The sequence below is a fragment of the Massilia sp. CFBP 13721 genome (assembly GCF_014842025.1).
Taxonomy (GTDB): Bacteria; Pseudomonadota; Gammaproteobacteria; order Burkholderiales; family Burkholderiaceae_D; genus Telluria.
On record NZ_JACYUY010000023.1, the window covers coordinates 42,566 to 65,708 of the forward strand.

At 65.4% G+C, this 23,143-nt stretch carries 17 protein-coding genes; 6 read left to right on the forward strand and 11 right to left on the reverse strand.

Features of this window, described 5'->3' with window-relative positions:
- Positions 1-2: 2 nt before the first annotated feature.
- The 6 genes from IFT60_RS19705 to IFT60_RS19730 all read right to left on the reverse strand — a co-directional run bounded on the left by IFT60_RS19705 (position 3) and on the right by IFT60_RS19730 (position 7,098).
- The gene (locus IFT60_RS19705) at positions 3-1,037 is read right to left on the reverse strand and encodes a branched-chain amino acid ABC transporter permease (RefSeq protein ID WP_192054760.1); all 1,035 of its coding nucleotides are present in this window, start codon (positions 1,035-1,037) and stop codon (positions 3-5) included.
- 8 nt (positions 1,038-1,045) lie between these two features.
- Positions 1,046-1,771, reverse strand: coding sequence for an ABC transporter ATP-binding protein (locus tag IFT60_RS19710; RefSeq protein WP_192054762.1), 726 nt, complete (start codon positions 1,769-1,771; stop codon positions 1,046-1,048).
- Positions 1,764-2,546, reverse strand: coding sequence for an ABC transporter ATP-binding protein (locus IFT60_RS19715; protein ID WP_192054764.1), 783 nt, complete (start codon positions 2,544-2,546; stop codon positions 1,764-1,766). Before IFT60_RS19715 ends, IFT60_RS19710 begins: the two co-directional genes overlap by 8 nt.
- 1 nt (position 2,547) lies before the next feature.
- Positions 2,548-3,759: a substrate-binding domain-containing protein gene (locus IFT60_RS19720; protein ID WP_192054766.1), complete on the reverse strand. Its 1,212-nt coding sequence runs from the start codon at positions 3,757-3,759 to the stop codon at positions 2,548-2,550.
- Between the two features lie 26 nt (positions 3,760-3,785).
- Entirely contained in the window at positions 3,786-4,706 is a 921-nt protein-coding gene (locus tag IFT60_RS19725; protein WP_192054768.1) for an alpha/beta fold hydrolase, read from the reverse strand.
- A gap of 106 nt (positions 4,707-4,812) precedes the next feature.
- Positions 4,813-7,098, reverse strand: a complete 2,286-nt coding sequence (locus IFT60_RS19730) for a TonB-dependent receptor (RefSeq protein ID WP_192054771.1) — start codon at positions 7,096-7,098, stop codon at positions 4,813-4,815.
- A gap of 282 nt (positions 7,099-7,380) precedes the next feature.
- Here IFT60_RS19730 and IFT60_RS19735 point away from each other — a divergent pair, with 282 nt between their 5' ends.
- On the forward strand, positions 7,381-8,274 hold the full coding sequence (locus IFT60_RS19735; RefSeq protein ID WP_192054772.1) for a LysR family transcriptional regulator: 894 nt from the start codon (positions 7,381-7,383) through the stop codon (positions 8,272-8,274).
- A gap of 192 nt (positions 8,275-8,466) precedes the next feature.
- On the opposite strand, the gene IFT60_RS19740 is transcribed toward IFT60_RS19735, so the two are convergent.
- Positions 8,467-9,600 (reverse strand): GNAT family N-acetyltransferase, encoded by a 1,134-nt coding sequence (locus IFT60_RS19740; protein ID WP_192054775.1) that lies wholly within the window; start codon positions 9,598-9,600, stop codon positions 8,467-8,469.
- Positions 9,601-9,699: 99 nt separating this feature from the next.
- On the opposite strand from IFT60_RS19740, the gene IFT60_RS19745 reads away from it, so the two are divergent.
- From IFT60_RS19745 to IFT60_RS19760, 4 genes are all read left to right on the forward strand, one after another.
- Positions 9,700-11,748 carry an NAD(+) synthase gene (locus IFT60_RS19745; protein ID WP_192054777.1) on the forward strand — a complete coding sequence of 683 codons (2,049 nt, stop codon included), beginning with the start codon at positions 9,700-9,702 and terminating at the stop codon, positions 11,746-11,748.
- 26 nt (positions 11,749-11,774) lie between these two features.
- A complete protein-coding gene (locus IFT60_RS19750) occupies positions 11,775-12,113 on the forward strand; it encodes a P-II family nitrogen regulator (protein ID WP_192054780.1) in 339 nt (112 codons plus the stop codon).
- 162 nt (positions 12,114-12,275) lie between these two features.
- Positions 12,276-13,754, forward strand: a complete 1,479-nt coding sequence (locus tag IFT60_RS19755; RefSeq protein ID WP_192054782.1) for an ATPase domain-containing protein — start codon at positions 12,276-12,278, stop codon at positions 13,752-13,754.
- The gene (locus IFT60_RS19760) at positions 13,747-15,420 is read left to right on the forward strand and encodes an ATP-binding protein (RefSeq protein WP_192054785.1); all 1,674 of its coding nucleotides are present in this window, start codon (positions 13,747-13,749) and stop codon (positions 15,418-15,420) included. Before IFT60_RS19755 ends, IFT60_RS19760 begins: the two co-directional genes overlap by 8 nt.
- Here the strand turns inward: IFT60_RS19760 and IFT60_RS19765 are convergent.
- The 4 genes from IFT60_RS19765 to trxB all read right to left on the reverse strand — a co-directional run bounded on the left by IFT60_RS19765 (position 15,417) and on the right by trxB (position 20,423).
- Complete coding sequence (locus IFT60_RS19765) at positions 15,417-16,025, reverse strand: trimeric intracellular cation channel family protein (RefSeq protein WP_192054788.1); 609 nt, start codon at positions 16,023-16,025, stop codon at positions 15,417-15,419. The genes IFT60_RS19760 and IFT60_RS19765 overlap by 4 nt on opposite strands.
- A gap of 384 nt (positions 16,026-16,409) precedes the next feature.
- The gene (locus IFT60_RS19770; RefSeq protein ID WP_192054790.1) at positions 16,410-18,599 is read right to left on the reverse strand and encodes an ATP-binding protein; all 2,190 of its coding nucleotides are present in this window, start codon (positions 18,597-18,599) and stop codon (positions 16,410-16,412) included.
- 179 nt (positions 18,600-18,778) lie between these two features.
- Positions 18,779-19,447, reverse strand: a complete 669-nt coding sequence (locus IFT60_RS19775; protein WP_192054792.1) for a Smr/MutS family protein — start codon at positions 19,445-19,447, stop codon at positions 18,779-18,781.
- A gap of 10 nt (positions 19,448-19,457) precedes the next feature.
- Positions 19,458-20,423, reverse strand: coding sequence for a thioredoxin-disulfide reductase (gene trxB, locus IFT60_RS19780; RefSeq protein ID WP_192054794.1), 966 nt, complete (start codon positions 20,421-20,423; stop codon positions 19,458-19,460).
- A 182-nt stretch (positions 20,424-20,605) separates the two neighbouring features.
- Between trxB and IFT60_RS19785 the strand changes: the two genes are divergently transcribed.
- Positions 20,606-23,128, forward strand: a complete 2,523-nt coding sequence (locus IFT60_RS19785; protein WP_192054796.1) for a DNA translocase FtsK — start codon at positions 20,606-20,608, stop codon at positions 23,126-23,128.
- Positions 23,129-23,143: the final 15 nt, after the last annotated feature.

Here is a 23,143-nt window from a genome sequence, read left to right on the forward strand (position 1 = left end):
GGTCAGCCCCGCGATGTCGAATACAGGCCGGCCGGGCGCCACATCAGCACCGCGATCATCAGCGCGATGTTCGAGACCAGCGCGAATTTCGGCGTCAGGAAGCCGGCGTAATTCGCCACCAGCGCCATCAGGATCGAGCCGATGAAGCAGCCGCCCACCGACCCCAGGCCGCCGATGATGATGACGATGAAGATCATGACGATGGTTTCGCTGCCCATCGCGGCCGACAGGGTTTCCTTGTACAGGCCCCACATCACGCCGCCCAGGCCGGCCAGCGCCGAACCTGCCGCGAACACGGCCACGAACAGGCGCCGGATACGGTAGCCCAGGCTCTCGACCATGTCGCGGTTTTCGACGCCGGCGCGAATCAGCAAACCGATCTTGGTGCGGTTCAAAGTCAGGAACAGCACGGCGAACACGACCAGCCCGACCACGACCGCCAGCAGGCGGTATTTTTCGATCGCCGCGTCGCCCAGGAAGATGGCGCCGCGCAGCGAGGTCGGCAGCGGCAGCGGAATGGTTTCCGCGCCCCAGATCACGTTGATCAGCTGTTCGGCCACGATCATGCCGCCCATCGTGATCAGGATCTGCTTCAAATGCTGGCCATACACCGGCATGATGATGACGCGCTCGAAGGCCCAGCCGAGCAGGGCGGTGACGAGCATGGCCACCGTGACGGCCAGCCCGAGCACGCCGAGGTTGAGCAGCAGCGAATCGGCTTCCAGCGCCCAGCGCATCGGCAACAGCACCAGGGTGGCCGTGAAGGCGCCGACCGACACAAAGGCGCCATGGCCGAAGTTCAGCACGTCCATCAGGCCGAACACCAGCGTCAAGCCGCTCGCCATGATGAAGATCATCATGCCCATGGCGAGGCCGGCGACGGTCAAGGTAACCCAGGTCGGGAAACTGCCGACCAGCGGCAGCATGGCCAGGGCCAGCACGGGCACCAGCAGCAGCGGCGCGATGTCGCGCGGTGCGCTGGGCAGCGGCGCGTCCGCTGTGGAATCCACAGGTACGAGAGGTAAAGTTGCACTCATCATGAATCCTATTGGTGGGAGTCGAGCGCCAGCCCGAGCAGGCGCTGCTGTAGTTCGTCGTCGCGGGCCAGGGCCGCCATCGATCCGGCATGGGCCACGCGGCCGTCGTCCATCACGCTGACGGTGTCGCCGAGCGAACGCACGAAATTGAAATTCTGCTCGACCAGCAGGATCGTCGTCTCACTGTCCTTCAGTTCGCGGAAGGCCGCGATCAGGCTCTGGACGATGGCCGGGGCCAGGCCCTTGGTCGGCTCGTCGACCAGCAGCAGCTTGCGCGGCTCGACGATTGCGCGCGCGATCGCCACCATCTGTTTCTGGCCGCCCGACAGGTTGCCGGCCGGGTAATTCCAGAATTTTTTCAGGGCCGGGAAGAAGCCGAAGATCCAGTCCACGCGCGCCTGGTCGAGCGGGCCGTTGCGTGCCGCCAGGTGCAGGTTCTCGCGCACGGTGAGACTGGAAAAGACCGCCATGCTCTCGGGGACGTAGGCGATGCCGGCGCGCGCGATGTCGGGCGTGGCCAATTTGGTGATGTCGCGGCCGTCGAAGGTGATCGCGCCGGCGCTGGCCTGCCACAGGCCCATGATGGTGCGCAGGGTGGTGGTCTTGCCGGCGCCGTTGCGGCCCAGCAGCACCGACAGGCCGCCGCGCGGCACGACCAGGTCGACCCCTTGCAGGATGTGGTAGCGGCCGATGTGGGTGTGCACGCCTGACAGGGTTAAGAGCGGATCAGGCATGTTCGGTTTCCGGTGTTCCAAGATAGGCTTCCTGGACGATCTTCGATTGCATGACCTCGGCGGGCTCGCCGTCGGCCACCAGGGTACCGTTGTGCAGCACGATGATGCGGTCGGCCAGCTGGCGCACCACGTCCATCTTGTGCTCGACCAGCAGCACGGTCTTGTTGGCATCGCGTTTCACCGCGTGGATCAGGTCGAGTACGACCGGCACCTCGTCCACGCTCATGCCGGCGGTCGGTTCGTCGAACATCAGGATGTCGGGTTCCAGCGCCAGCAGGATCGCCACTTCCAGCTTGCGCTGGTCGCCGTGCGAGAGCGAGCCGACGTGGGCGTCGCGCTTGCCCGCCATCGCCACCCGCTCCAGGTAATGCTCGGCGCGCGCGATCAGCTCCTTGTGCCCGAACCAGACCGAGAACATATTCATGCCGACCCCGGCGCGGCTTTGCACAGCCAGGCGCACGTTTTCGATGACGGTGAGGTTGGGGAACAGGTTGGTCAGCTGGAAGGCGCGGCCGATGCCGAGCCGTGTCCGGCGTGCGGCACCAAGACGCGTGACATCCGCGCCCTTCAACAGCACGCTGCCCGCCGTGGCCGGCAGCTGCCCCGAGACCAGGTTGAAATAGGTCGTCTTGCCGGCGCCGTTGGGGCCGACGATCACCGTCAGCGTGCCTGGATAGAAGTCGGCCGTCACCGCGTTGACGGCGACGTGGCCGCCGAAGCGGATCGTCAGGCCGCGGGTGGACAAGGACGGCTGCTGGTTATTCACGTCGGCCATCTCAGCGCTTGTTCTTGACCGGCAGCGGCAGCTCGGCGGTCGGGATTTCGCGCACCAGTTCCAGCAGATCCCACTCGTTCTTCTGGTCTTTCTTGATGCGGAAATGGTACATCGACTGCAGCGCCTGGTGGTCTTCCTTGCGGAAGGTCATCGGGCCCTTCGGCGTCTCGAATTTCATGCCTTCCATTGCGGCGATGAGCTGGTCGCTATTAATTTGGCCACTGCGGTTCGGCACTTTGGAAAGGGCATTGAACACGGCGCTGGCCGCGGCGAAGCCGCCGGCGGTGAACATGTCGGGCGGCGCCTTGAAGCGCTTCTGGTGTTCCGCCACCAGCCAGTCGTTCATCTTGTTCTTCGGGAAGGCGTAGTAGTAATAGATGGTGCCTTCGGTGCCGGCGTAGTTCTTCCAGGTCTTCATCACCGGCAGGATGTTGCCGCCCGGGGCCAGCATGACGCCAAAGCGTTCCGGCTTCATGTCGGCGATCTTGTTCATCGGGTTCGGTCCGGCCCAGACGATCTGCAGCACGCGCGGCTGCGGCTTGTCTTTCAAGGCGTCGAACAGGCGCTGGGTCGAGGCGGTGAAATCGGTGGTCGTCATCGGCGCGTATTCTTCGTGGACCACCTTGGCCTTGCTGCCGGTGGCGGCCAGCGCTTCCTTGCCGGCCTTGATGGCGTCGCGGCCGAATGCATAGTCCTGGGTCAGGAAGCCGACGCTGCCGGCTTTCAGGGTGCTGGCGGCGGCCATCGCATCCTGCATCGAGCTGCGCGCGGTGCGGAAGATGTACTTGTTCCACTTGTCGCCGGTGATGGCGTCGGCCACGGCCGGCTCGATGATCAGCACCTTCTTGTATTCCTTGGCCACCGGCAGCATGGCCAAGGCCGAGCCGGAGGAGGAGGTGCCCACCGCGATGTCGACCTTGTCGTCGCCATAGGCTTCGGCCAGCAGTGTGCGCCCGAGGTCCGGCTTGCTCTGGTCGTCCTTGACGATCACCTTCAGCTTGCGCCCGGCGATTTCCATCTTGCCGCCGGTGAGGTATTCGAGGCCCATCATGAAGCCGGTCTCGGTTTCCTTGGCATAGGCTTCGAGGGCGCCGGTCTTGCCGGCGATGAGGGCGACCTTCAGGTCGGGGCCGGCGCCCAGCGCAGTGGGCGCGGCGCCGGCGGCAAAGGCGAGGAGGAGGGACAAGCTCAAGGGTTTGATCAGGTGGTGCATGGTGTCTCCTGTGGTTCTATATGTATTCAGGGTAGGCGCGCCAGGAACTGGCGGATCGCCTCCAGCGCTTCCGGTTCGGTCAGCATCGGCGCATGGCCGACGTTCGGCACTTCGGTGTAGGCCATCGTGGGCGCGGCGCGCCGCATCCAGGCTGCCTGCTCCGGCTCGACCAGGTCCGACAAGCTACCGCGTACCAAAAGCGTCGGGCGCTTGTGGGCGAGGCGCTTGAAGGCGAGGCGTCCGGCCAGCGAGGTTCGCCGAAGTTTACCTGTTTGCAATGCTAGCGCAATACTGGGGTCATAGCGCAATGCCAGCTGGCCCGCCTCGTCTTCGGCAAAAGCGCGGCGCGCCCATTTGCCCCATTCTTCGTCGGGCGCGTCGGGAAAGGCGCAGGCGTTGATGTCTTTCAGGTAGGCGGCGGCATCGTCCCAGGAGGCGAGGGTGCTGCAGCGTCCCGCATAGCCGGCGATGCGCGCCAGGCCGCGCAGCGACAGCACCGGGCCGACGTCGTTGATGACCGCGCCGGCGATCAGTTCGAGGTGGCGCACGGCCAGCGTCATGGTGATCAGGCCGCCCATCGAGGTGCCGATGAAGACGGCGCGGGCGATGCCCAGGTCGTGCATCAGCTTGACCACGTCGCCCGCATAAACGACCGGGTTGTAGTTGGCGGGATTCGGGTCGCGCGCCGAGTGGCCGCGGCCGCGCACGTCGGGCGCCAGCACGCGCCGTCCCAGGGCGGCGATGGCCGGCGCCAGTTCGTCGAAGTCGCCCGAATTGCGGGTCAGGCCGTGCAGGCAGATCACGGGAAGGCGTGCCGGTATGGTTGCCGGCGCTTGTTCCGGCGCTTGTTCCGGCGATGCTTCCGGTGCTGCGCCCGCCGCATAATCACGCGCATACAGCGCCAGCCCGTCGGTGCTTTGAAAGCTGATTGGTGTGAAAGTGGACACGCTGGCAGATCCTGTGGTTCTCGTGGAAGAAAACGGGCAAAGGAAGGGCAGGCCACGCTGCCGTCGGCAGCGTGGTGAGCGCGAAGACTCCTCCCGGCCCGGCGGATCAGAAGCGGTACTCGAGCGTCGCCGAGACGGTGCGCGGGTTGCCGTAGAAGGCGGTCAGCGTACCTTCGTTGCCCAGGGTCGGGAACAGGTAGCCGGCCGTCTTGTAGCGCTCGTCGCTCAGGTTCTTGCCGTGGATGCCGGCGCGGATCTTGCCGTCGGCGCGGGTCCAGACGATGCTCGCGTCGTACAGCTTGTACGATTCCTGGTCGAGCACCGATACGGTTTCGAACTGGTTGGTTGCGCCCTTGTACGACGCGCTGCCGATCAGCGAAACCTTGCCGTTGTAACCCATCAGCGGCAGTGCGATGTCGTAGTTGGCGCGCAGGTTGGCCGAGTTGCGCGGCGTGTTCTGGAACACGCGCTGGTCGGCCACGTTGACGCCGTTGGCGATGTATTCCTTGTAGTCGGCGTCAATGTAGCTATACATGCCGGCGACCGTGAAGTCGCGCGTCAGGTTAGCAATCATCTCGAACTCGGCGCCCTTGATCTTGGCCTTGCCGGCGTTGGTGGTCACGCCGGCGAAGCTGTCGTCGCGGCCGTCGCCGTTGGTGTCGATCGCCACCGAACCCGGGATCTGCACGTCCTTGTAGTCGCTGTAGAAGACGGCGGCATTGGTGGTGATGCGCCCGCCGTTGAAGGCCGACTTCAGGCCCAGCTCCACCGTCTCGATGGTTTCCGGCGCATAGCCGGCGCGCGCCTGCGCCAGCGGGATGCGGGTGCCGACGATGTTCAGGCGCGGATCGAAGCCGCCGCCCTTGAAGCCTTCGGCATACGAGGCGTAGACGTTGTGGTCGCTGTTGAGCTTGTAGTTGACGGCGATGCGCGGCGTGAACTTCTTGTCTTTCCGTTCCAGGCCGCTGCGCAGGTCGGTATCGGTGCGGAACAGGATCGCCCCCGGGTTGCCCATTTCCGGCGTGCCGGCCAGGCCGAGGTAGATCTGGCGGTAGATCGAGGCGGTGCGCTTGTCGACCGTGTAGCGTCCGCCCAGCGACAGGCTCAGGGCGTCGGTGAAGTTGTAGCTGCCGTCGATGTAGGCGGCCCAGGCCTTGGTGCCGATGTCGCCGCTGGTGAAGGTCGAGGTCGGAACGGCGCCAGCCAGGATGGTGTCGAACTTGTTGTAGGCCTGGGCATCGATGTAGTACACGCCCGCCACGCCGGCGATCCGGTCGCCGGTGTACGTCAGGTTGAATTCCTGGCTGGTCTGCTCGTTGGTGTACAGGGCCGGCACTTCCATGTCGACCACCTGCAGCGAGTCGAAGTCGATCGGCGCCCAGGATTTGTCCTTGCGGCTGGCGGTGATCGATTTGACCGTGAACTGGTCGTTGATGCGGTATTCGACCAGGGCCGAAACGCCGTGCGCGGTGACTTCCTGGTCGTGGCCGAGCGCCTGGGTCAGGTTGGCGCGGGTATCGAATACGTTGCCCAGGATCGGCGCGCCGCTGGTGCGGCCGACGATCAGGCGGTGCCCGTTCTTCGGGCTCGAGTCGTCTTGGGTGCCGTCGCCGGCGATGCGGATGAACAGGTCCGGGGTCGGCGTGAATTCGGCCGACAGGCGCAGCGCCGTAACGTCCTTGTCGTAGTTCTCGGCGCCGGTGTACAGGTTCTTGCCGAAGCCGTCGCGCTTGAAGCGGGCCACGGTGCCGCCGATGCGCACGGTGTCGCTGAGCGGCGTGCTGACGGTGGCGACCGCTTCCTTCTGGCCGTAGTTGCCGAGCGTGCCGCGCAGGCGCACGTCGGTCTTCGGTCCCAGCTTGCGGGTGACGTACTTGACCGCGCCGCCGATGGTGTTGCGGCCGTACAGGGTGCCCTGCGGGCCGCGCAGCACTTCGATGCGCTCGACGTCGTAGATGTCGGCCACCGCCGCCTGTGGCCGCGCCAGGTAGATGTCGTCGATGTAGATGCCGACGCCGGACTCGAAGCCGGCCAGCGGATCGGCCTGGCCGACGCCGCGGATGAAGGCGGTCAGGGTCGAGTTGGTGGCGCGCGATGCTTTCAGGGTGGTGTTCGGCAGTGCCAGGGCCAGTGCGGTGACGTCCGGCACGCCCTGCTTGGACAGCTGATCGGCGGAAAACGCGGTGACCGATACCGGCACATCCTGCAGCGACTCTTCGCGCCGGCGCGCGGTGACGACGACCTTCTGGACGTCGGATGCCGATTCGCCGTCGGGAGCCGGTGCGCCCGACGCTTGCTGGGCATGGGCAGCGCCCATGGCGCCGCTCGACAGGACCAGCAGGGCAGCGGCGGAATGGTTGACCAGTTTCTTTTTTTGCTTTGTCAGGCGCATTTCTTGTCTCCTAGTTTTGGATATGGCGTCGGGGCGCAATCGCACGCGAGGCAGTGTGCACCTGTTCGGTCTGGCTGAAAAGATAACAATGCGCCCACCCCTTGTGCGTAATTGCACAGGATGTTGCACCACCATGTGGCGCGGCTGTATGCAGGAAGAATGCTGCAAACGCACAATGCGGGTGCCGTTTGTGCAGCTTCAAACATGCATATGAGAATTGATTGCAGGAGGAATGTGCACTGGTGCACAATTGGGCCTTTGATATTTAACAACCGTGCGCCCATGAACACCTTGCCTGAGTGGACCGACCTGCGTTTCTTCCTCGAACTGGCGCGCGCCGGCACGCTGTCGGGCGCCTCGCGCCGGCTCGACGTCGAGCACACCACGGTGGCGCGGCGCATCGACCGCCTCGAAAAGGAACTCGGTACGACCCTGTTCGACCGCTCGCGCGAAGGCTACGAACTGACCGAAATGGGCCTGGCGCTGCTGCCGCACGCGGAAGCGATGGAAGGCGCGGCGCTGGCCGCGGCCGAACAGCTGGGCGGCGCGGAAGTGGCGGCGCATGGCGTGGTGCGCCTGGGCGTACCGGAAGTATTCGGGGTGAAGGTGGTGGCGCCGCTGCTGGTCGACCTGCTCGACGCCAATCCGGACCTGACCATCGACCTGCTGGCGCTGCCACGCTTCGCCAACCTGGCCAACCGCGAGGCCGACCTCGGCGTGATGCTCGATCCGCCCACCACCGGCCGCTACATGGTCACGCGCCTGGCGTCGTTCCGCTTCTACCTGTACGCGTCGCCGCGCTACCTGGAAAAACATCCGCCGATCCGCCACCAGTCCGACCTGTCGCAGCATTATTTCGTCGACTACGTGCAGGACACGCTGGCCAGCCGCGAGCTGTCCTACCTCGACGAACTCGGCTTCACCCCAAAGCGGCGCTTGTGCTGCTCGGGCATGACGGCGCAGATCGAAGCGGCCTCGCTCGGCATGGGCCTGATGATGGCGCCGCCCTACGCCGTGCCCGACGACGGCCGCCTGGTGCCGGTACTGCCCGGCTTCTTCGCCGAGCGCTCGTTCTGGCTGGCCGCGCCGACCGACCTGTATCGCCTGCGCCGGGTGAAAGTGGTGTGGAATTTGCTGCGGGATTATGCGGACAGCCAGCCGTCACTGTTCGTGTGAGTATGCTCGAAACCGTATTCTTAACCAACGCTGGTGGTGCACCGTAGGGTGGGCACTTGTGCCCACGCGGTAGAGCGGCGGATCAAAGCATCGGTTTCGCGTAGCTTCGGAACCGTATGCATGAGGTTTCGAAGTGTTCGCGAAGCGTCCGTGGAACGCGACGGTACGACCGCGTGGGCACGAGTGCCCACCCTACGTTTTGAACGGATTCCGCTCATTCAGCTCGCTCATGTAATCATCGATTCCGCCCGCCTCGCGCTCGAGGAAGCGTTCGATCGCGTCCGCGAACGACGGGTGCGCCAGCCAGTGCGCGGAGAAGGTGCGGGTCGGCAGGAAGCCACGCGCCATCTTGTGTTCGCCCTGGGCGCCGCCCTCGAAGGTCTTGATGCCTTGCTCGATGCAGAATTCGAGCGGCTGGTAGTAGGCGGCCTCGAAGTGCAGGCAGGGCACGTGTTCGAGTTCGCCCCAGTAGCGGCCGTACAGCGTGTCGGCGCTGTGGATCACCAGCGAGGCGGCGATCGCTTGGTGCTCGCGCTCGGCGATCACGAGCAGGATATTTTCCGGCATGGTGCGCCCGATGCGGCGCCAGAAGTCCAGGTTCAGGTAAGGCGTCGAATAGTGCGCGGCGTAGGTGTGGCGGTAGCAGCGATTGAAGAATTTCCAGTCGGCGTCCGTCGCATCAGCCCCGCGCACGCGGCGCAGCGTCACCCCGGCTTCGGCCACCTTGCGGCGCTCGGCGCGGATGTTCTTGCGCTTCTTCTGTTCGAGCGTGGCCAGGAATTCGTCGAAGCTGGCATAGCCCGGATTGAGCCAATGGAACTGGACGCCGCTGCGCAGCAGGAAGCCGGCCTCCTGCAACTGGCGCGCATGCGCTTCGGGCGGAAACAGGATGTGGGTCGACGAGACTTCGGTGGCGCGCTGCGTCGCCTGCAGCACCGCGATCAGCGCCGCGCGCGCCGCGTCGTCCACGGCCAGCAAACGCGGACCGGCCACCGGCGTAAACGGCACCGCCGCCAGCAGCTTGGGGTAGTACTCCAGCCCGTGGCGCTGGTAGGCGTCGGCCCAGGCCCAGTCGAACACGTACTCGCCGTAGGAGTGACCCTTCACGTACAAGGGCAGTGCTGCAGCCAGGGTGTCGCCATCATAGAGGGCGATGTACTGCGGCTGCCAGCCGCTCTCGGGCGAGGCGCTGCCCGATTCGTGCAGCGCGTGCAGAAAGGCGTAAGAAAGAAACGGATTGGCTTCGTCCTGCTGTGCCAGCAAACCATCCCAGGCTGGCTGGCCGATCTCGGACAGGGAAGATACGATATGCGTGCGATAATTCAAAATTGCTCTTTTATCTAACGAAATGCGCTAAAAGTGGTGTGTCGGAAGACCCGGCGCGGCTGCTGGCGTTCCGCACTTCTGCCATGCGAAAGAGGCTCAATGAACAATCGATTCTATAACCTGTACTCTCACGGCTTCGCGCGCGTGGCCGTCGCCATTCCGCGCTGCCGCATCGCCGACCCGGCCTACAACGTCGACCAGACACTGACCCTGGCGCGCCAGGCGGCAGAGCAGGGTGCGGCCCTGGTCGCCTTTCCGGAACTGGGCATCTCCGCCTACAGCTGCGAGGACCTGTTCCACCAGAAGGCCTTGCTCGACGCATGCGAGGATGGCTTGCGCGCGATCGTCGACGCTTCCGTCAGCCTGTCCCTGGCGATGGTAGTGGGCCTGCCCCTGCGGGTCAATCACCAGCTGTTCAATTGTGCGGCGATCGTCGCGAACGGACGCGTGCTCGGCCTGGTGCCGAAGAGCTACCTGCCGAACTACGGCGAATTCTACGAGTCGCGCCAGTTTTCGGCCGCCGAATCGGCCGCCGTCGATGCGGTGGAGCTGTTCGGCGAGATCGTTCCTTTCGGCCCCAACCAGGTCTTTGAAGTCGAGAACCTGCCGCTGTTGCGCTTCCACGTCGAGATCTGCGAAGACGTCTGGGTGCCGGTACCGCCGTCTTCGTTCGCCGCGATGGCCGGGGCCACGGTGCTGGTCAACCTGTCCGCCTCAAACGTGCTGGTCGGGAAGAGCACCTACCGCCACCAGCTGGTGGGCCAGCAATCGGCGCGCTGCATGGCCGCCTACCTGTACACCTCGGCCGGCCGCGGCGAATCGACCACCGACGTCGCCTGGGACGGCCAGGCAATCATCTACGAAAAGGGCGAGCTGCTGGCCGAGTCGCCGCGCTTCCTCGACGAGTCGCACATCATCTTCGCCGACGTCGACCTCGAACGCATGTCGCAGGAGCGCATCCGCGCCACCACCTTCGCCCAGACGGCGCGCCGCCACGCGGACGAGATCAAGGCCTTCCGCGTCCAGCGCATGACGCTGGCGCTGCCGTTCGACGCGACGTTGCCCCTGAACCGCGAAATCGAACGCTTCCCCTACGTGCCGGCCAACCGCGCGCTGCGCGACGAGCGCTGCACCGAGGTCTACAACATCCAGGTGCAGGCGCTGATCCAGCGCCTGTTCTCGAGTGGCATCCAGAAGGTGGTGATCGGTGTGTCGGGCGGACTCGATTCGACCCACGCGCTGCTGGTCTGCGCCGCCGCCATGGACCGCCTGGGCCTGCCGCGCACGAACATCCTCGCCTATACGATGCCCGGCTTCGCCACCAGCGGGCGCACCCTGCAGCAGGCGCATGCGCTGATGGACGTGGTGGGTTGCACGGCGCGCGAAATCGACATCCGCCCGAGCTGCCTGCAGATGCTCAAGGACTTGAACCACCCGTTCGCCGAGGGGGTGGAGCAGTACGACGTCACCTTCGAGAACGTGCAGGCGGGCGAGCGCACCAACCACCTGTTCCGCCTCGCGAACCACCTGGGCGCGATCGTGATCGGCACCGGCGACCTGTCCGAACTCGCGCTGGGCTGGTGCACCTATGGCGTGGGCGACCACATGTCGCACTACAACGTGAATGCCAGCGTGCCCAAGACCCTGATCAGCCACCTGGTGCGCTGGGTGGCGGAAACCGGGGCGGTCGTCGAGGGCGGGGCGGAAGTGCTGCTCAACGTCCTCGGCACCGAGATCAGTCCCGAACTGGTGCCCGGAAAAGAAGGCGACGACAAGCCCGCGCAAATCACCGAAAACGTGATCGGCCCCTACGAGCTGCAGGATTTTAATCTGTACTACATCCTGCGCTACGGCTTCACGCCCTCGAAGGTGGCGTACTTAGCGTACTCGGCCTGGCGCGCGAAGCACGAGGGCCGCTGGCCGGACGAGCATGGCGCACGCAACGAATACGACCTGGCCGCGATCAAGCGGGTCCTGGCGATCTTCCTGTGGCGCTTCTTCAAGACCAGCCAGTTCAAGCGCAGCTGCGTGCCGAACGGCCCGAAGGTCGGCAACGGCGGCTCGCTCTCGCCACGCGGCGACTGGCGCGCCCCGAGCGATTCGGAAGCGACGGTCTGGCTCGACGACCTGGCGAACATCCCGGACTGAAAAAATCAACCAACACTGGAGCAGACATGAAACAGATTACCTGCGTAATCAAGCCGTTCAAACTCGACGAAGTGCGCGAAGCGCTGGCCGACGTGAACGTCACCGGCCTGACCGTCACCGAAGTCAAGGGCTTCGGCCGCCAGAAGGGCCATACCGAACTGTATCGCGGCGCCGAATACGTGGTCGACTTCCTGCCGAAGGTCAAAATCGAAGTGGTGGTAGACGACGCCGTGGTCGACCAGGTGGTCGACGCCATCATCAAGGCCGCGCGCACCGGCAAGATCGGCGACGGCAAGATCTTCGTGCAGGACGTGCAGCAGGTGATTCGGATCCGCACCGGCGAGACCGGCGCGGACGCGGTGTAACACCCCTGCGCCTGTCCCCTGTAGGCGCAGTCTTGCAGGAAGGCGGGACGGGTCGCTCTCCATCCTCACGCTTTTCCACGTTATCATTATTGTACTAATTGCAACTGATAACAGACCTCGGGTGCGGCTTCCGCTCTCCTGCCCGAGGTGAGGAGAAACCACGTGAGCGACATCGAAAAAATCCACACCGGTATCCCGGAACTCGACCTCGTGCTGCGCGGTGGCTTGCCGCGCTCGCGCGTCCATCTGGTCGAAGGGCGTCCGGGTTCAGGCAAGACGACACTCGGCCTGCGCTTCCTGATCGACGGCAGGGATAAAGGCGAGGCCTGCTGCTATATCTCGCTCTCCGAGACGGTCGCGGAATTGCGCGCCACCGCCGCCAGCCACGGCTGGTCACTCGAAGGTATCGAAATGCGCGAGGTGGTGCCGGCCGAGGTCAGCCTCGAACGCCAGCAAAGCGTGCTGTTTCCATCCGAAGCGGAGCTGGGCGAGACGATCGCATTGATCACCGATATCATCGACGAGTGCCGGCCCATGCGCGTCGTCATCGACTCGATGTCGGAATTGCGCATGGTGGCCAACGATCCGATGCGCTACCGGCGCCAGATCGTCGTCCTCAAGCAGTTCCTGCTCAAGCAAGCCTGCACGACGATGCTGATGGACGACCTGACCGACGATCCGCGCCAATACGACCTGCAGGGAACGGTTCATGGCGTCATCACGCTCGAGCAACGCGAGCGCGAATTCGGCGCGGCCCGGCGGCGCCTGCGCGTGGTCAAGATGCGCGGCGCCGATTTCCAGAGCGGCTGGCATGATTTCGCCATCACCGGCAAGGAAGTGTATGTGTTCCCCAGCCTGATCGCCGATGAACATGCCAAGCAGGCAGCACGCGGCGTCATCGAGAGCCGTGTTCCCTCGCTCGACCAAATGCTCGGCGGCGGGCTGGCGCGTGGCACTTCCGTCATGATCCTGGGGCCGACCGGCGCCGGCAAGTCGTCGCTCGCCCTCCAGTATGCGAACGTGGCGGCGGAACAGGACGAGCACGTCGCCTACTTCGCATTCGACGAAACCAAGGAAACGCTGCTCGACCGCGCCAACGGCCTGTCGATCCGCGCTTCCGATGCGATCGGCGACGGCAGGATTTTCTGGGAGCGCATCAATCCATCGCGCATTTCACCGGGCGAATTCATCTGGAAGGTGCGGCGCCAGGTCGAGGACCACGATGCGGCGGTCGTGGTGATCGACAGCGTGAATTCGTACCTCGAAACCATGCATGAGGAAACCTCACTGCTGCTGCAGATGCACGAGTTGCTGAGCTACCTGTCGAACCGGGGCGTGCTGACGATCCTGATCGTGGGCCAGTCTGGTCTGCTCGACAACGTGCACGATCCCCTCGACGTCGGCTTCCTCAGCGACACCGTGGTGCTGCTGCGCTTCTTCGAGTCCGGCGGCGACATTCGCAAGGCGATTTCCGTCCTGAAGAAGCGTCCCGGGCGCCACGAAACCATGATCCGCGAGTTTTCGCTCAATGCCGGCGGTGTCTGCGTCGGAGAGCGGATCGATGGGATGCAAGGCGTCCTGACCGGCGAGCCGCGCGCAGCGGACGAGCCGGCGTCCGGAAAAGTGCCTGCCGATGACTGATCCGCGCAAGTCCGATTGGCCGGTCAGTGTCGCCATCTGTGCGCCATTCGCACACGATGCGCCGGCGCTGGCACGCCTGTTCCGCAAGTGGGGCGCCTGGGTATGCACCTGCGCATCGGCCGAGGAAGTCGGCGCAGCCATCAGCGACAGGGAATTGACGCTGGTGGTCTTTACCGAGGAAGTGCTGGAAGCCTACGCCGCGCCGCTGGCGGCGGCATTGGGCGGACAGCCGGCCTGGTCGGACCTGCCCCTGATTGTGCTGAGCTCGGAAGCAGTGCGCGCGGGCGCGGGCAATCAATGGCGCTTCCTGCGCCAGTTCGCGAACCTGACGGTGCTGCAACGTCCATGTTCGGCCGATCTGCTGTACGCATCGTTCGAATCGGCTTGCCGGACCCGCGCCTGGCAGTACACGGTGCGCGACCAGATGCAGACCCTGACGGCGGCGGCCACGCTGCTCGAGCAGCGCGTACTCGAACGCACGTCGCAGCTGATGTCGGAAGTCGAAACGCGCAAACGCGTCGAGAGCGCCCTGAACGAATCGCGCAAGCTCGAAGCGCTCGGGCGGCTTACCGGCGGGGTCGCACACGACTTCAACAATTTGCTTCAGGTGGTGCAGGGCTCGGCGACGCTGCTGCCGCTGGTCAAGCCAGGCAGCGAAGCCTTCCAGCGCGCATTGGGGGCGATCGAGCGCGCCGCCACCCGCGGCGCCAAGCTGACCCAGCAGTTGCTGGCCTTTGGCCGGCGCCAGGCGCTGGCGCCCGGTGCGCTCGATATCGCCAGGCAGCTCGACGAAGCCGCAGGGCTGTTGCAGCAATCCTTGCGCGAACAAATTACCTTGACGCTCGAGGTCGCGCCCGGCCTGTGGCATGCCGATGCCGATTTGACGCAGCTCGAGGTTGCGCTGCTGAACCTGACCGTGAATGCCCGGGATGCGATGCCCGGCGGCGGGCAGGTCGTGATTGGCGCCCGCAACATGACGCTCCCCGCGCCGGGCCTGCCCACCGGGCTGACCGGCGATTTCGTGTGGCTGACGGTCGCCGACAGCGGTGCCGGCATGGCGCCCGAGGTCGCGCAGCAGGCATTCGAGCCGTTCTTTACCACCAAACCGGTTGGCGCCGGTACCGGCCTGGGACTGAGCCAGGTCTACGGTTTTGCCGTGCAGTCGGGCGGCAGTGCATGGATCGACACGTCGGCCACGGGCACGACGGTATCGATCCTGCTGCCGCGCAGCACGCAGGACGCGGTAAGCGGGGCCGCTGGCGCGAGCGGCGCCCGGCCCGCCATGCCTGCACGAGGAGGCCGGGTCCTGTATGTGGAGGACGATCCGGATGTCGCCGAGGCTGGCATGGCCGTGCTCGACGTCCTCGGCTGCAAGGCGATCCTGGTGCGCGACGCGGCCGCCGCGCTGGAGCAACCGCTGGCGCAGTTCGACCTGGTGTTTTCCGACGTGATGATGCCCGGGGAAATGGACGGCATCGACCTGGCGCGCGAGATCCGCAGGCGCCACCCCGGCCTGCCGGTGGTGCTGGCGAGCGGCTACATGATTGCGCCGGAACGGCTGGCTGGATTGAACATCGGTGTGCTGACCAAACCCTATTCGCAGGAAGCCTTGCGCCAGGCGTTTGCGGGATTGATGGCGGTCGCGCCCGCGCCCGCCGCGTGTTAGCGGCCCATCTGGATATCGAATTTCCACGTTACCAGGCGCATCACGCTGATCGACAAGGCGCTGGTCCACAGCGCGAAGTCGTGCGAGACATTCGCATACAGTCCCAGCAGCAGGAACATCCAGTTGCCGAGGAAGGCGCACAGCGCGTAGGGCTTGCCGTCCCTGAACACCATCGGCACCTCGTTGCAGACGATGTCGCGCAGCACGCCGCCGAAAATCCCCGTGATCACGCCCATCATCGACGCGATGAAGAGCGGCATGTTGGCGTCCAGCGCCGCCGAGGTGCCGGCAATCGAGAACAGGCCGAGGCCGACGGCGTCGGCGATCACGATCAGGCGTTCGGAGACGATGTGGCGCAGCGTGCGGATCAGCGGCGAGGCGATCAGGGCCAGCACGAAGATGGCGATCGCGTATTCCTGGTGCGTGACCCAGAACAGCGGACGGCGGTCGAGCAGGATGTCGCGCAGGGTGCCGCCGCCAAAGGCCGCGATGAAGGCGACCGTGAAGACCCCCACCAGGTCCATGCGCTTGCGGCGCGCTTCGATGAAGCCGGAAAAGGCGCCGACCAGGATCGCCATGATTTCGATGAACTTGATGAGGGTCATGCAGCAGGCTATTCAGTGGGCATGTTGCTAGCCTAACACGGGACCCGTCGGCGTAGGGTGGGCGGCTACACTGGCCTATCTGCGTCAACGCGACGAATGCGCCGCCCACGCGTTCAAACGAGGCGGACCGCCGTGGTCGATCATCCCGCGCCATGACTTTCCGGGTGCTGGACATGGTCACGCTGTTCAACCGCGGCGGTCCGCCTATGTTGAACGCGTGGGCGGCGCCGGTGCCGCGTGAGTGCATCCGGGGTGCTGGATACGGTCACGCTGTTCATCCGCGGCGGTCCGCCTTGTTTGAACGCGTGGGCGGCGCAGATGCCGCGTGAATGCAAATGAACGGGGTGTAGCCGCCCACCCTACGCGCGTCGGCCAACGATGTATTCAGGTCGGGCCGGCGCGCTCGGTTTCGGCCAGCGGCAGGCGCACGCTGAACACCACCTGCCCACCTTCATGGCGGTAACTGATTTCGCCCTCGTGTTCGCGCACGATGGTGGCGACGATGTACAGCCCCAGGCCCATGCCGCTGCGGTTGCGCGGGTTGTGCAGCGCGCTGCGCTTGAAGGGGTTGAACAGCGTGGGCGCGACGTCGTCCGCGATTGGCGAACCATTGTTGGCCACCTCGAGCGTGGCCCAGCCGGCGCCGGCGTGCAGGGCGACCCGGATCGGATGGCCGACGTCGCCGTGGTGGCGCGCATTGCTCAGCAAGTTCGACAGCACCTGCGACATGCGCCCGGCGTCGGCGCGCACGAGCGTGGTGCCCGGATTGGCGAATGCGTAGGTGATCGTCGGATACGCCAGGCGCATCTCGTCGACCATATCCTCGACCAGCGCGGCCAGGTCGAGCGGCTCGAGCAGGATCCCCAGCCCGAGGCCGCCGTCGATGCGGCTCATGTCGAGCACTTGCCCGATCAGTCGCTGCATGCGGTTGCTCGAGGACTGGATGCGCTTGCCCAGCGTCGGCTGGTTGCCGCCGCCATTGCTGCGCTCGAGCAGGGTGCCGGCCATGTTGATCGAATGGAGCGGGTCGCGCAGGTCGTGGCCGAGCATGGCCAGCAGCTGGGCGCGGGTCGATTCGGTCTGGGCGCGGCGCGCGTTCGAGGCGCGCAGCAGTTCGGACAGCATCAGGCGCGCATGCGAGCGCACCGGCGCTTCCCACGGCTGGGCGCGTCCGAGCACGGTTTCGTGCCAGGCGTCGAAGGAGCCGCGCGGGGTCAGGCGCGCGCCCAGCGGGCCGAAGGTGATCGTCTTTTCCGGACGTCCGGCCCAGGCCACCTGCTCGATCTGCTCGGTGCGCAGCAGCAGGCACCAGCCGCCGCCGGGCGGATCGAAGGGCAGGCCCAGCATGCCGACCCATTTGCCCAGCAGCGGCTGCAGCCCGGCCGGCCAGTCGTCGAGCTTGTCGCGTACCAGCAGGTCGCTGGCGTCAGGCGGGAGCGTGCGCACGATCGCTTCGGCGGTGTCGCGGTCGATCGCGCCGAAGCTGATCACCTTGCCGTTGTGGACGCAGACCAGCGCGTGTGACCTGGACACGGCCTGCAGCGCCTCGGCATGGTGCGCCAGCGCGTCCAGCGGTTCTTCGTCGACCAGCAGCGATTCGACCAGGCTGGTGCGTACCTGCGCGGCCTGTTCGACCAGTTCCGCATCCTGGCGCGCCTCGATGCCCTGGATAGTAGAGGCCATCACCTGGGCCAGCACGTCGCTCGCCATGCGGATCGCGTAGGGCACCTGTTTCGGCGCCATGTGGTGGCAGGCGAGCAGGCCCCAGAGGCGGCCGTTGATCACGATCGAGACGCTCATCGAGGCGCACACGCCCATGTTCTGCAGATATTCGACGTGGATCGGCGAGACGCTGCGCAGCACGCCGTAGCTCATGTCGAGCGGCTCGGCGCCGGGCTCGCCCAGCATCGGCACCGGGGCGTAGCCGACGTTGCCGATCATGCGCAGCGTCGTCAGGATATACATGCGGCGCGCCTGGGCCGGGATGTCGCTGGCCGGATAGCGCTGGCCGACGTAGGGCACCAGGTCCTCGCGGCGCGCCTCGGCGACGACGTCGCCGCTGTCGTCTTCGCGGAAGCGGTAGGCCATGACGCGATCGAAACCCGTGAATTCGCGCACCTGGCGCACGGCCGTTTCCAGCAGGGCGTCGATGGTTTTCTGACGCCGCACGCGTTCGATCGAGCTGTGCGCCTTGACGGCGAACAGGGCGACCGTGTCGGCGGGGACGTCGCGCGTTTCGAATTCGGCGATGATGCGCCCGCGCGTGGCGTGCACGATGCAGTCGTAGTCGGCGCCGCCCAGTTCCACCGCGCCAAAGGCCGGCGCATATTCGCCCTCTATCTGGCCGTCGACGCAGTCGGCGATCAGCTCGACGGCAAGCGCGGGCAGGGGCAGGGCGGCGGCAGGCTGGCCGATCGCCAGCGGGCCCAATTCGCCGGGAAGATTATCGCTCCAGCCCTCGAGCGCACCGTCCAGGCCAAAAAACAGCAGGAAGCCATGCGGCTGGATAAATCCGGGAATATGGATCGGTTCGTCGGCGCAGGATTGCAGGTCGACCAGGACCGGCGCGGACATGGGAGCGATAGTACAGGACTTCAATGGTCTTCCCTTATAGTGGGCGCAGGCACTGGACAGGGCACATGCATATATGTGTGCGGCAATGGCGAAATTCTACAACGACATGCGATCCGGTGTCGCCGCAGCAGTATTGTACAGGGGAAAGTGTTGTATTCCCGGTAGCACCGGGAAGACAATTATCGGTCAAGAACCGGTTTCAACAGCACGATCAGCGCGCCATGACCGCCTTCCTTGCGGTCCGCCCCGCAAAAGGCGACGACCTCGTCGAGCTGCACCAGCCAGCTGTGCACGACCGAACGCAGCACCGGTTCGCCGTTCGGCGAGCCATAGCCGATGCCGTGGATGATGCGCACGCAGCGCACGCCGCGGCGTACCCAGCGCTGGACGAAGTCGCCCAGCTGGTCGCGCGCCGTATCACGCGTCATGCCGTGCAGGTCGAGTTCGTCCTGAATCGGCCAGTGGCGCTTGCGCAGCTTTTTCACCACGTCGGAGCCGACGCCTGCTTTCGCATAGGAAAGCGTCGGATCGTCGTCAAGCAAGCCGTCGACGTCGAAACCGTCGGAGAGCGACTGCTGCAGCACGAGGGCGTCGTCCTCTTCCTGCGACAGCACGCGTTTTGCGGGCTGCTCGCGCAGCAGTGCTTCCTGCACCGGGCGGTAGACGTAGCGGTTCGACTCCGGCATCTTTTTCACGCCGTCCATCGCGCTCCTGAACTCGATGGCGCGTTCGCGCGCGATGCGCTCGCGCCGTTCGCGCTCGGCCGCTTCGATGGCGCGCACGCGCTCGTCTTCCTTGAGCTGGTCGCGGAAGGATTTGAGGTCGCCGAAGTCTTTCATGCCCGCCATCGTGTTCCTGTTACTTCTGGTCGTCTTCCAATGCTTCCAGGTAGCGCTGCGCATCGAGCGCGGCCATGCAGCCGGTGCCCGAGCTGGTGATCGCCTGGCGATAGATGTGGTCCTGTACGTCGCCGGCTGCGAACACGCCCGGCACGCTGGTGGCGGTAGCCATGCCATCAAGACCGCTGCGCGTCCTGATGTAGCCGTTCTGCATCTCGAGCTGGCCTTCGAAGATCATCGTGTTCGGCTTGTGGCCGATCGCCACGAACAGGCCGTGCACGGTCAAGTCCTTGCTCTCGCCGTTCGCCGCCGACTTCAGGCGCAGGCCGGTGACGCCGCTGTTGTCGCCCAGGACTTCGTCCAGCGTCTGGTTCAGTTCCAGCACGATCTTGCCTTCGCCGACCTTGTGCATCAGGCGGTCGACCAGGATCGGCTCGGCGCGGAACTTGTCGCGGCGGTGGATCAACGTCACTTTCGAGGCGATACCGGCCAGGTACAGCGCTTCCTCGACCGCGGTATTGCCGCCGCCGATGACCGCCACTTCCTGGTTGCGGTAGAAGAAGCCGTCGCAGGTGGCGCAGGCCGACACGCCGCGGCCCATGAAGGCTTGTTCCGATTCCAGGCCGAGGTACTGGGCCGAGGCGCCGGTGGCGATGATCAGGGCGTCGCAGGTAAATTCATGCGAGTCGCCGACCAGGCGAATTGGTTTCTCATGCAAGTGGGTCGTGTGGATGTGGTCGAACACGATCTCGGTATTGAAACGCTCGGCGTGCTGCAGCAGGCGCGCCATCAGTTCCGGACCTTGCACGCCCAGCGGGTCGCCCGGCCAGTTCTCGACGTCGGTCGTGGTCATCAGCTGGCCGCCCTGTTCGACGCCGGTCACCAGCATCGGGCTCAAGTTGGCGCGCGCGGCGTAGACGGCGGCGCTGTAGCCGGCGGGACCGGAACCGAGGATGAGGACTTTGGCGTGTTTCTTAGTGGTCATGGGAGCGAGTTCGTAGGTGAAGAAATGCGAAACTGGGGGCGGAGCTGGGATAAATCAAGGCAGCCGAATGTGATGTGGATTATAGACGATGATGCGCATGAGCATGAATCGCGGGCCTCGCGCGTCCATATGGCTTAGAATGACCGGATTCCGCAAAAGCGAACACATCAGCCCCTCGCAGCATGAGCAAGAAGAGCACCACCCAGTCCCCGACACCCCCCCGACATCCGTCCCCGCGATCGCCGATGCCGCGCCGTCTCGCCCGCCTCCTGCTGGAGGCGCGCTGGATCGCCATGGCCGTCGCCTTCCTGTATTTCGTGCTGATACTGTTGAGCTATAACAAGGCCGATCCGGGCTGGTCGCACGAGAACGTGGTGCCGGTCATCACCAACCTGGGCGGCAAGGCCGGCGCCTGGCTGGCCGACCTGCTGCTGTACATTTTCGGCTTTTCCGCCTGGTGGTGGGGCGCGCTGTTCCTGCGCACCGTCTGGCGCGGCTACCTGCGCCTGACCGACAAGCTGCCGGTGCCGGCCGAACCGGAACACCAGGACGAATTCATCGTCCGCTGGATCGGCTTCGCCCTGATGTTTACCGGCAGCATGGGCCTCGAATACCTGCGCATGTGGTCCTGGGACGTCGAACTGCCGCGCGCGCCCGGCGGGGTGCTGGGCCAGTTGCTGGGCCATTCCTCGCAGGTCGCCTTCGGCTTCACCGGCGCGACCTTGCTGCTGTTGCTGCTCTTCGGCCTGGGCTTTTCGCTGTTCTTCCAGGTGTCGTGGCTGGCCGTGGCCGAGCGCATCGGCGCCAGCTTCGAGGGCGCGATGGACTGGTTCCGCCTGCGCGTGGAAGACCGCGAAGACCGCCGCCAGGGCGAAGCCGCGGCCGTCGCGCGCGACGAGGCGGTGGTGACCGAACGGGCGAAGCACGTGGAGAAGCCGGCCGCGCCACGCCGCGCCGAGCCGCAACTGGACGATGAGGACGATGAGCCGGTCCCTGTGCTGGCCAAGACACCGGCGCCTGCGCGGGTTGCACCATCGCTGGCTGCACCGGCGCCGGCCGGTCCGAATGCCGTCGCGGCCCAGACCATCACGATGCCGAGCTCAGTGTCCAGTGAATCGGCGCCGATCCGGGTCGAGCCGCAAATGATGTCGGTGCCAAAAGGCGAGCGCGCCCAGAAAGAACAGCAGACGCCGCTCTTCCGCGACCTGCCGGGCGATTCGCCCTTGCCGCCGCTGTCGCTGCTGGACGAACCGCCACCGGTGCAGGAAACCGTCGGCGTCGACGTGCTCGAATTCACCAGCCGCCTGATCGAGAAGAAGCTGTCGGATTTCGGCGTCGAAGCCAAGGTCGTGGCCGCCTTCCCGGGGCCGGTCGTCACGCGCTACGAAATCGAACCGGCCACCGGCGTGAAGGGCAGCCAGATCGTCAACCTGGCGCGCGACCTGGCGCGCTCGCTGTCGCTGACCTCGATCCGCGTGGTGGAAACCATTCCCGGCAAGAACTACATGGCGCTGGAACTGCCGAACCCGAAACGCCAGATCGTGCGCCTGACCGAAATCGTCGGCTCCAAGGTGTACAACGACAGCGCTTCGAACCTGACGGTTGCGCTGGGCAAGGACATCGCCGGCAAGCCGGTGGTGGCCGACCTGGCCAAGATGCCGCACCTGCTGGTGGCCGGTACCACCGGTTCCGGCAAGTCGGTCGGCATCAATGCCACCATCCTGTCGCTGCTGTATAAATCCGACCCGGCCGACGTGCGCCTGATCCTGATCGACCCGAAGATGCTGGAAATGTCGGTCTACGAAGGCATCCCGCACCTGCTGGCGCCGGTCGTGACCGACATGCGCCAGGCCGGTCACGCGCTGAACTGGGCGGTGAACGAGATGGAGCGCCGCTACAAGCTGATGTCGAAGCTGGGCGTGCGCAACCTGGCCGGCTACAACACCAAGATCGCCGAGGCGGACAAGCGCGAAGAGCACATCCCGAACCCGTTCTCGATCATGCCCGACAATCCGGAGCCGCTGGAAAAGCTGCCGACGATCGTCATCATCATCGACGAATTGGCCGACCTGATGATGGTGGTCGGTAAGAAGGTGGAAGAGCTGATCGCCCGTATCGCGCAAAAGGCGCGTGCCGCCGGCATCCACCTGATCCTGGCGACGCAGCGACCGTCGGTCGACGTGATCACCGGCCTGATCAAGGCCAACATCCCGACCCGCATCGCGTTCCAGGTGAGTTCGAAGATCGACTCGCGCACCATTCTCGACCAGATGGGCGCCGAAGCGCTGCTGGGCATGGGCGACATGCTCTACATGCCGCCCGGTACCGGCCTGCCGGTGCGCGTGCACGGCGCCTTTGTCTCGGACGACGAAGTGCATCGAGTTGTAAAACACCTTCAGTCGCTGGGCGAACCGAATTACATTGAAGGCATCCTGGAAGGCGGCACGCTGGAAGAGGGTGGCGCCAGCGGTGGCGGCGAAGCGGCGGGCGAGGGCGGCGGCGAGTCCGACGCCATGTACGACCAGGCCGTCGCCGTGGTGCTGAAAAACCGCCGCGCCTCGATCTCGCTCGTGCAGCGCCACCTGCGCATCGGCTACAACCGCGCCGCGCGCCTGCTCGAGCAGATGGAAAACAGCGGCGTCGTCTCGCCGATGCAAAGCAACGGCAACCGCGACATCCTCGTGCCGGCGACCCAGGCCGAATAATCCAGGAACGGTAAT